The organism is Mycobacterium zoologicum, assembly GCF_020181635.2.
GTDB classification, from domain to species: Bacteria; Actinomycetota; Actinomycetes; order Mycobacteriales; family Mycobacteriaceae; genus Mycobacterium; species Mycobacterium zoologicum.
The window spans coordinates 1-7,881 of the sequence record NZ_JAYJJS010000056.1 but is presented as its reverse complement, the minus strand read 5'-3'; the positions used below and the strand labels follow the sequence as shown (position 1 = coordinate 7,881).

Below are 7,881 nucleotides of genomic sequence, written 5' to 3'. Positions count from 1 at the left end.
TGCCTTCGGTGCCACAGATTCCGTTCATCTCCACCACGGTTGATCCGGCTGGGCCCACACCGGTGCTCGATGCGCAGTACTGGGCTGACAATGTGCGCCGTCCGGCACTGGTCAGCCAGGCCATCACCAAAGCGGCAGAGGCGTACGGGACCTTCATCGAGATCAGCCCGCACCCGATTCTGACCCACACCATCGACGAGAACCTGGAAGCCGTCGCGCACTGCAGCGTGGCCACGCTGGTGCGCGACTGCGACGACACCGTCGTCTTCCACGAACACCTCAACGCGGCGCACCCGGTCAGTCCCCGCGACCTGCCGCACCCGTCGGGCAGCTACCCGGTGCTCCCGGCCACCCCGTGGCGGCACACCCACCACTGGCTCAACACCGAAAATGCGGTTACCGCAGCCGAATCCGCGCCCCGGACCGGAGTGCTGCTGGGAACGCACATCAAGATCGGCAGCACCCCCACCGTCCACCTGTGGCAGGCGCGACTCTCGCCGGAGACCAAGCCCTACCCGGGCGGCCACCGCAACAACGGCGTCGAACTGGTGCCGGCGTCGGTGCTGCTGAAAACCCTGTCCGACGCCGCCATCGAGGTGTGCGGCCGCCCGGGCGTCAGCGACATCCGCTTCGAGCACCCGATCATCGTCGACCGGCCGCGGTCCGTCCAGGTGGTCGCCGACGCCGAATCCATCGCCATCTCCTCGAGGGCAGTCTCCTCGAACTCCGGCGGCGACGACGCGCGCTGGATCAGACACCTCAGCGCCCGCATCGCCGCGGCCGGCGACATCGACTCCTTCGGTGAGGGCGCAACCCGCAAGAACGGCCACGCCGGAACACACTTCGACGACGAAGCGGTCACCTCGCTGTGGCTGACCTGGGGCAGCGAGGGACGCCCCTTCGACTGGTCGCTGAGCTCGGGGCGGACAACCCAGGCGGAGCTGCTGGCCGACATAGAGCTGGCCGCGGGCACCGACCGATCGGCCACCGCCGCACTCCTGGACGCCGCACTGCACATCGCGCGACTGGTCGACCGCGACAACCCCGAGCTGATGGTGCCCGCCGCGATCGGCAGCATCCACCTCGGGGAGCCGCCCGCAGACAACCGGGCCGGAGTCGTCGTGCACCGCCGGGACGGCGGCGAGAACGAACTCGTCATCGACATCGCCGTGACGACCGCCGACGGCACGCGCTGCGTCGACATCCGCGGACTGCGCTACACCGCACTGGGCACCGCCGCCCCCACCGACGACCCGACGTCGATCGCCCACGCCATCGACTGGCAGCCCTGGGACGCCGCACCCGAAACCCCGGACCAGCCGGGCACGCTCACCGTCGTCGGTGACGGTGCCGCCGCCGAGGCACTGCGTGACGGGCTGGTCGCAGCCGGTCACCGTGACGTCGACATCGCCCAGGCTCAGACCGTGCTCTACGTGGCCGACGCGGACCGCGCGGGCGAGAGCGACCTGGACGCCACCAGCAGGCTGGCTCGCGAAGTGGCCGACCTGGTCACCCAACTCGCCGAGCGCGACGACCACCCGCCGGCGCTGTGGATCATCACCCAGGGAGTGCATGAGGCGGCGTCGGACGCCGCGGTGCGCCAAAGCAGCCTGTGGGGCATGGCCGGCGTGATCCGGGCCGAGCAGCCCCAGCTCTGCGGTGGGCTCATCGACCTGCCCAGCGACAACACGGCGGACTTGGCCGCTAATGCCGCAGCCCTGTCAGGTGTGCTGCGCACCCCGGCGAAAACCATCCTGGTCCTGCGCGACGGAACGTTCCTCACCACCGCGTTCACCCCGCTGTCCGGCCCGCCGGACCGCGAACCGATGGTCTGCCAGCCCGACAGCGCCTACCTCGTCACCGGCGGCATGGGCGCCCTGGGTCTGCTGATGGCCGGGTGGCTCGTCGACCGTGGTGCCCGCCGCCTGGTGCTCGCCGGCCGCACCGGCCTGCCGCCGCGGCGCGACTGGGACGCCGCGACCCTTGACGCCGGTGTCCGGCAGAAGATCACCGCGATCCGGGCACTGGAGCGCCGCGGCGTCAGCGTCGAACTGGCCGCGCTGGACATCGGCTCCCGCGATGCGGTCGCCGAACTCATCGCCCGTCGCGACGACGCGGGCTCCCCGCAGATCCGCGGCATCATCCACGCCGCCGGCATCACCGAGGGCCAGCTGCTGACCGAGTTCGACGATGAGCGGCTGCGGGACACCATGTGGCCGAAGGTCGCCGGAGCCCAGGTGCTGCACGAACTGTTCCCGCCCGGCAGCCTGGAGTTCTACTTTATGACCGCCGCCGCCGGCGCGGTGTTCGGCGTGCCCGGCCAGGGCGCCTACGCCAGCGCGAACGCCTACCTGGACGGTCTGGCCCGCGCCCGCCACCAGCGGGGCTGTCACAGCGTCAGCCTGGACTGGGTGGCCTGGAAGGGCCTCGGATTCGGTGCCGAAGCCCACGTCGTGCTGCACGAACTGGAGCGGATGGGCTCGCGGGCGATCACCCCGGCAGAGGCCTTCGCCGCCTGGGATCACGTCGAGCACTACGACGTCGCCCAGGCCGTGATGGTGCCGCTGCCCAGGGAAGGCGAGCCCGGTGCTGCGGACGGTATCGCCGCCGGACCCTCCCGCGACTGGGCTCAGTTGGCTCCCGATGAGATACTCAGCGAGCTGGAAATCGGGTTACGCAGCATCCTGGCCCACGAACTTCGCATGCCGGAGGCCGAACTGCAGCTGGACCGTCCATTCGCCGAAATGGGACTGAACTCGGTGATGGCGATGGCAGTCCGGCGCGACATCGAACAGCTCGTCGGGTTGGAGCTGTCGGCGACGATGCTGTGGAACCACCCGACGACGGCAGCGTTGGCGGCGCACCTCACCGGCAAGCTGCTGCCCGAGGGCGCTTCCGTCGACGGGTCGGCCGCAGCCAACGGGCAGGCGTCCGAGTCCGCCGACAGTGTTTTGAATGAGCTGTTCGACAGCGTGGAATCGGCCTCGGCCGGATGGGACGGAATCTAGTGGGAATTGAGTTCCCAGCATGACCGCAGCATTTGACGAAGAAGCACTGCGCCACTGGCTGGCCGACTACCTGGTCACCAACATCGGCTGCAACCTCGAAGACATCGATTTCAGCGCCTCGTTGAACGATCTCGGAGTCGGTTCGCGCGACGCCGTCGTGCTCTGTGGTGAATTGTCAGAACTGCTGGGCCGCAAGATCTCTCCGGTCGAGCTCTGGCAGCACCCATCGGTGGCGGAGCTGGCCCGATTCCTGCTCGAGCCCGAAGCCGCCGACGACGACTCGGCATCCGAGCCCGGCCGGCTGGGTACCGACGAGCCGATCGCGGTGATCGGCCTGGGTTGTCGATTCCCGGCCGACATCAATTCGCCGGAAGCGTTGTGGCAGTTCCTGATCGACGGCGGCAACGCGGTCACCGAGGTTCCCGAGGACCGTTGGGCGCCGTTCGACGATGGCTCGGCTGAGATCGCCCGCACCACCCGCTGGGGCTCGTTTCTGACCGACATCGCCGCTTTCGATGCGGACTTCTTCGACATCTCCAGCCGCGAAGCGGTCAAGATGGATCCGCAGCAGCGCCTGCTGCTCGAGGTGGCGTGGGAAGCGTTGGAGCACGCCGGAATTCCGGCCACCTCGCTGCGGCGCTCGCAGACCGGGGTGTTCGTCGGGGCCAGCATCACCGAATACGGCCTGCATGCGTCGTCTGATCTGAGCACCGTCGACGCCTGGAGCAATGCCGGTGGTGCACTGAGCATCATCGCCAACCGGCTGTCCTACTTCCTGGACCTGCGCGGCCCATCGGTCACGGTGGACACCGCGTGCTCGTCATCGCTGGTGGCCCTGCACCTGGCCTGCCGCAGCCTGCGTACCGGTGAGGTCGAGACCGCCATCGCCGGCGGGGTGAACCTGCTGATGTCGCCGGCGGTGTTCCGCGGCTTCGATCAGAGCGGCGCCCTTTCTACGACCGGCGCCTGCCACGCCTTCGACGCCGCCGCAGACGGCTTCGTCCGCGGCGAGGGCTGCGGTGTGGTGGTGCTCAAGCGCCTGTCCGACGCCCGTCGTGACGGCGACCGGGTGCTGGCGGTGGTCCGCGGTTCGGCGATCAACCAGGACGGCCACTCCAACGGCCTGCTGGCGCCCAACCCCGCGGCACAGATGGCGGTGCTGCGTTCGGCCTACGCCGACGCAGGCATCGCGCCGCACGAAGTCGACTACGTCGAAACCCACGGCACCGGAACGTTGCTCGGCGACCCGATCGAGGCCCGGGCGCTGGGTACCGTGCTGGGCCGCGGGCGTCCCGCCGACGCACCCCTGCTGCTGGGCGCCGCCAAGTCGAACATGGGTCACCTGGAGGCGGCCGCCGGCATGGTCGGCTTCATCAAGTCGGTGCTGGCGGTGCAGCGCGGGCAGATTCCGCGCAACCTGCACTTCAACAGTCCGAACCCGCACATCACGTTCGATCAGATGCGTCTGAAGGTCGTTGCCGAACAGCAGAACTGGCCGTCCACCGACCATCCGCGCCGGGCCGGTATCTCCTCATTCGGATTCGGCGGGACCAACGCCCATGTGGTCATCGAGCAGGCTCCGCCCGCCAAGGTCTCAGCGCGTGAGGCGGACCCGGCGATCACCACGCTGGTGGTGGCCGGCCGCAATCCGGAGCGGATCGCGGCTACCGCGCAGGATCTGGCCGGCTGGCTCGATGGCCTCGGCGCGGGCGTGGACCTGCCTGACGTCGCACACACCCTCAACCATCACCGCGCCCGGCAGGCTCAGTTCGGCACGGTCTGCGCCCGCGACCGCGCCCAGGCCATCCGTGGCCTGGAGGCACTGGCCGCCGGCAACTCGGCCGACGGCTCGGGATACGGCGTCGTCGGCCCGCACGACGGGCCCTGCGGGCCCGGCACGGTGTTCGTCTACTCCGGGCAAGGCTCGCACTGGGCCGGCATGGGCCGCCAACTGCTCACCGACGAACCGGCTTTCGCGCGAGCGCTGGCTGTGCTCGAGCCCACCTTCGTCGAACACGTCGGATTCTCGCTGTGGCAGGTGATCTCGGGCGGCGAGGCGATCAGCGGCGACGCTGCGGTGCAGCCCGTCCTGATGGGACTCCAGCTGGCCCTGACCGAACTGTGGCGGTCCTACGGCGTGCACCCCGACGCGGTGATCGGTCACTCCATGGGTGAGGTGACCGCAGCCGTCGTCGCCGGTGCGCTGAGCACGGCCGACGGTTTCCGGGTGATCGCCGCCCGGTCTCGGCTGATGTCCCAGCAGGCTGGACAGGGTGCGGTGGCACTGCTGAACCTGGACGCAGACGCCACCGAGGCACTGCTGGCCGACTACCCCGATGTTGCTGTGGCGGGCTACCTTTCGCCGAAGCAGACGGTGGTGGCCGGCGCGGTGGCACCGGTCGACGCACTGATCGCGAAGGTGAGCGCCGAGAACAAGTTCGCGCGCCGGGTCAACATGGAGGTGGCTTCGCACACCGCGTTCATGGATCCGATCCTCGCCGACCTGCGGACCGCTCTGGAGGGCCTGACGCCCGAGGTCGCCACGATTCCGTTCTATTCCACGGTGACCGAGTCGGCGATGCCGGCCGGCGGCCTGCCGCTGCTGGACGCCGACTACTGGGCGGACAACGTTCGCAAGCCCGCGTTGCTGACGCAGGCCGTGACCGCGGCCGGTGGCGAACACACCACCTTCGTCGAGGTCAGCGCGCACCCGATCCTGACCCACGCGATCGCCGACACCTGCGAGGCGTTCGGCGGCCACCACCACAGCGTCGGAACCCTGGTACGCAACGGCGACGACGCGCTGAGCTTCCACACGAACCTCAACCGCACGCACACCACACAGCCCCCGCAGACGCCGCACCCGCCGGAACCGCACCCGGTGCTGCCCAGCACCCCGTGGCAGCACAGCCGGTACTGGATCGAGACCGCGTCGATCCGCAGCGCTGGTGGTCCGGTCGGCGATGGTGTCCAACAGGCCGTGGGCAACGCCGGTTCGGTGCCCCCGGAATGGTGGTGCGAGCTGAGTTGGCCGGCCGCCGAAGCCGAGGGCGTGGACAACGCCGCGGAACTGTCCTGGCTGGTGGTCGGCGACGACGCCGTGGCCGCAGAACTCGACGGCACGGTGGCCACGTTGGCCGCCTCCGCGCTGGCCGACGGTGCCGACCGGGCGGCTTTGTCCGCGGCGCTGTCCGCGGCCACCCATGTGCTGTACGCGCCGGCGGCGGCCGCCGCGGACCTGACTGCGGCGCCGGCGTATGACGCGTTCAACACCGCGCGGCGACTGGTCGCGGCCATGGCGGACCAGTCGGCTTCAGGGTCTGGGGCCAAGCTGTATCTGCTGACGCGCAACGCCCAGCCCGTCGGCGACGGCGACCGGGCCAACCCCGCGCACGCCGTACTGTGGGGCCTGGGCCGCACGCTGGCTCTGGAACACCCCGAGATCTGGGGCGCGGTCATCGACGTCGACGAGTCGGTCCCGGCGGCACTGGTGGCCGGATACCTTCGGGCCGAGGCCGGCGCAGGCGACAACGAGGACCAGATCGTCTACCGGGCCGGGGTCCGGCGCGTCCCGCGCCTGCGGGGCGGCCGTCCCAGCGGAGCTGCCGCGCCGGCCGAATTCGACCCGGGCACCTGCCATCTGGTGATCGGAGCCACCGGCAACATCGGCCCGCAGTTGATTCGAGAACTGGCCGGCAACGGGGCGAAGACCATCGTCGCGGTGTCGCGGCAGCCCGGCACCCGCCTGGATGCGTTGTCGGCCGAGTTGTCCTCGACCGGAACGACTTTGGTCACCGCTGCCGCGGACGCCGCTGACGAGGCCGCGATGAGCGCACTCTTCGACCGGTTCGGCAAGGACCTCCCGCCGCTGGCCGGCATCCACGTTGCGGCCTTCGCCGGTGGACCGATCACGTTGCGCGACATGACCGATGACGACGTCACCGCCATGTTCCGGCCGAAGCTCGACGTGGTGGCAGTGCTGCACAAGCTGTCACTGCGCCACCCGGTGCGTCACTTCGTGCTGTTCTCGTCCATCTCCGGCCTGACCGGATCGCGGTGGCTGGCGCACTACACGGCCACCACCACCTTCCTGGACACCTTCGCCTACGCTCGCCGGGCAGCCGGACTACCGGCCACCGCGATCAACTGGGGTCTGTGGAAATCGTTGGACGACACCCAGTCCGAGGCGGAACGTCAGGTCACCGCGGAGTCCGGGCTGCTGCCGATGGAGGACAAGGTCGCGATCGGGGCGCTTCCACTGGTGATCGGTGCCCACAATGCCGTGCGGCACACCGTCGTCGCGGCCGACTGGCCGCGCCTGGCCACCGCCTACCGCACCCGCGCGGCGCTGCGCATCGTCGACGACCTGCTGGCCGCCCCCGCGCCGGCCGGCGGATCGGCGCCGGTCGCCACCGAATTCCGGCGGGCGCTGGCCGACGCCGAACCCGAACAGCGCCACGAGATGCTGCGTGACCACGTCATCTCACAGGTCGTCGCCGCGATGGGTCTGGCGTCGCGGCATGCGCTGGACCCGACCGCCGGCTTCTTCGCCTCCGGCATGGATTCGCTGATGAGCGTCACGCTGCAGCGCGCCCTGTCGGACAGTCTCGGCGAAACCCTGCCGGCCGCAGTCGTATTCGACTACCCGACCGTCGAGGCGCTGACCGAATACCTGGCGAGCATCCTGCCCGAGGTGGCAGAGGCCGCCGAGCAGGACGGCGACGCCTACGACGACATGAGCGATGACGAGCTGCTCGCGCAGCTTTCGGAGAGGTTGAGTTGAGCGAGAAGACTGCTGCGCCGGCTGGGGGGCCGGATCGTCGGGCGATTTTTGCTGATGCGCTGCGCAAGATCGATGATCTGACCGAGCGTT

General features: G+C 69.8%; 2 protein-coding genes. Both read left to right on the top strand.

Annotated features, from left to right (window positions below; translation table 11 throughout):
* Positions 1-3,008, top strand: a 3,008-nt coding sequence (locus K6T84_RS23460; RefSeq protein WP_329786944.1) for a KR domain-containing protein, incomplete at its 5' end; no start/stop codon positions are given.
* A gap of 19 nt (positions 3,009-3,027) precedes the next feature.
* On the top strand, positions 3,028-7,791 hold the full coding sequence (locus tag K6T84_RS23455) for a type I polyketide synthase (RefSeq protein WP_225400138.1): 4,764 nt from the start codon (positions 3,028-3,030) through the stop codon (positions 7,789-7,791).
* Positions 7,792-7,881 lie beyond the last annotated feature (90 nt).

Coding starts and splice junctions, on each gene's coding strand:
- K6T84_RS23455 (WP_225400138.1), top strand. CDS start 3,028: ATGACCGCAGCATTTGACGAAGAAGCACTGCGCCACTGGCTGGCCGAC.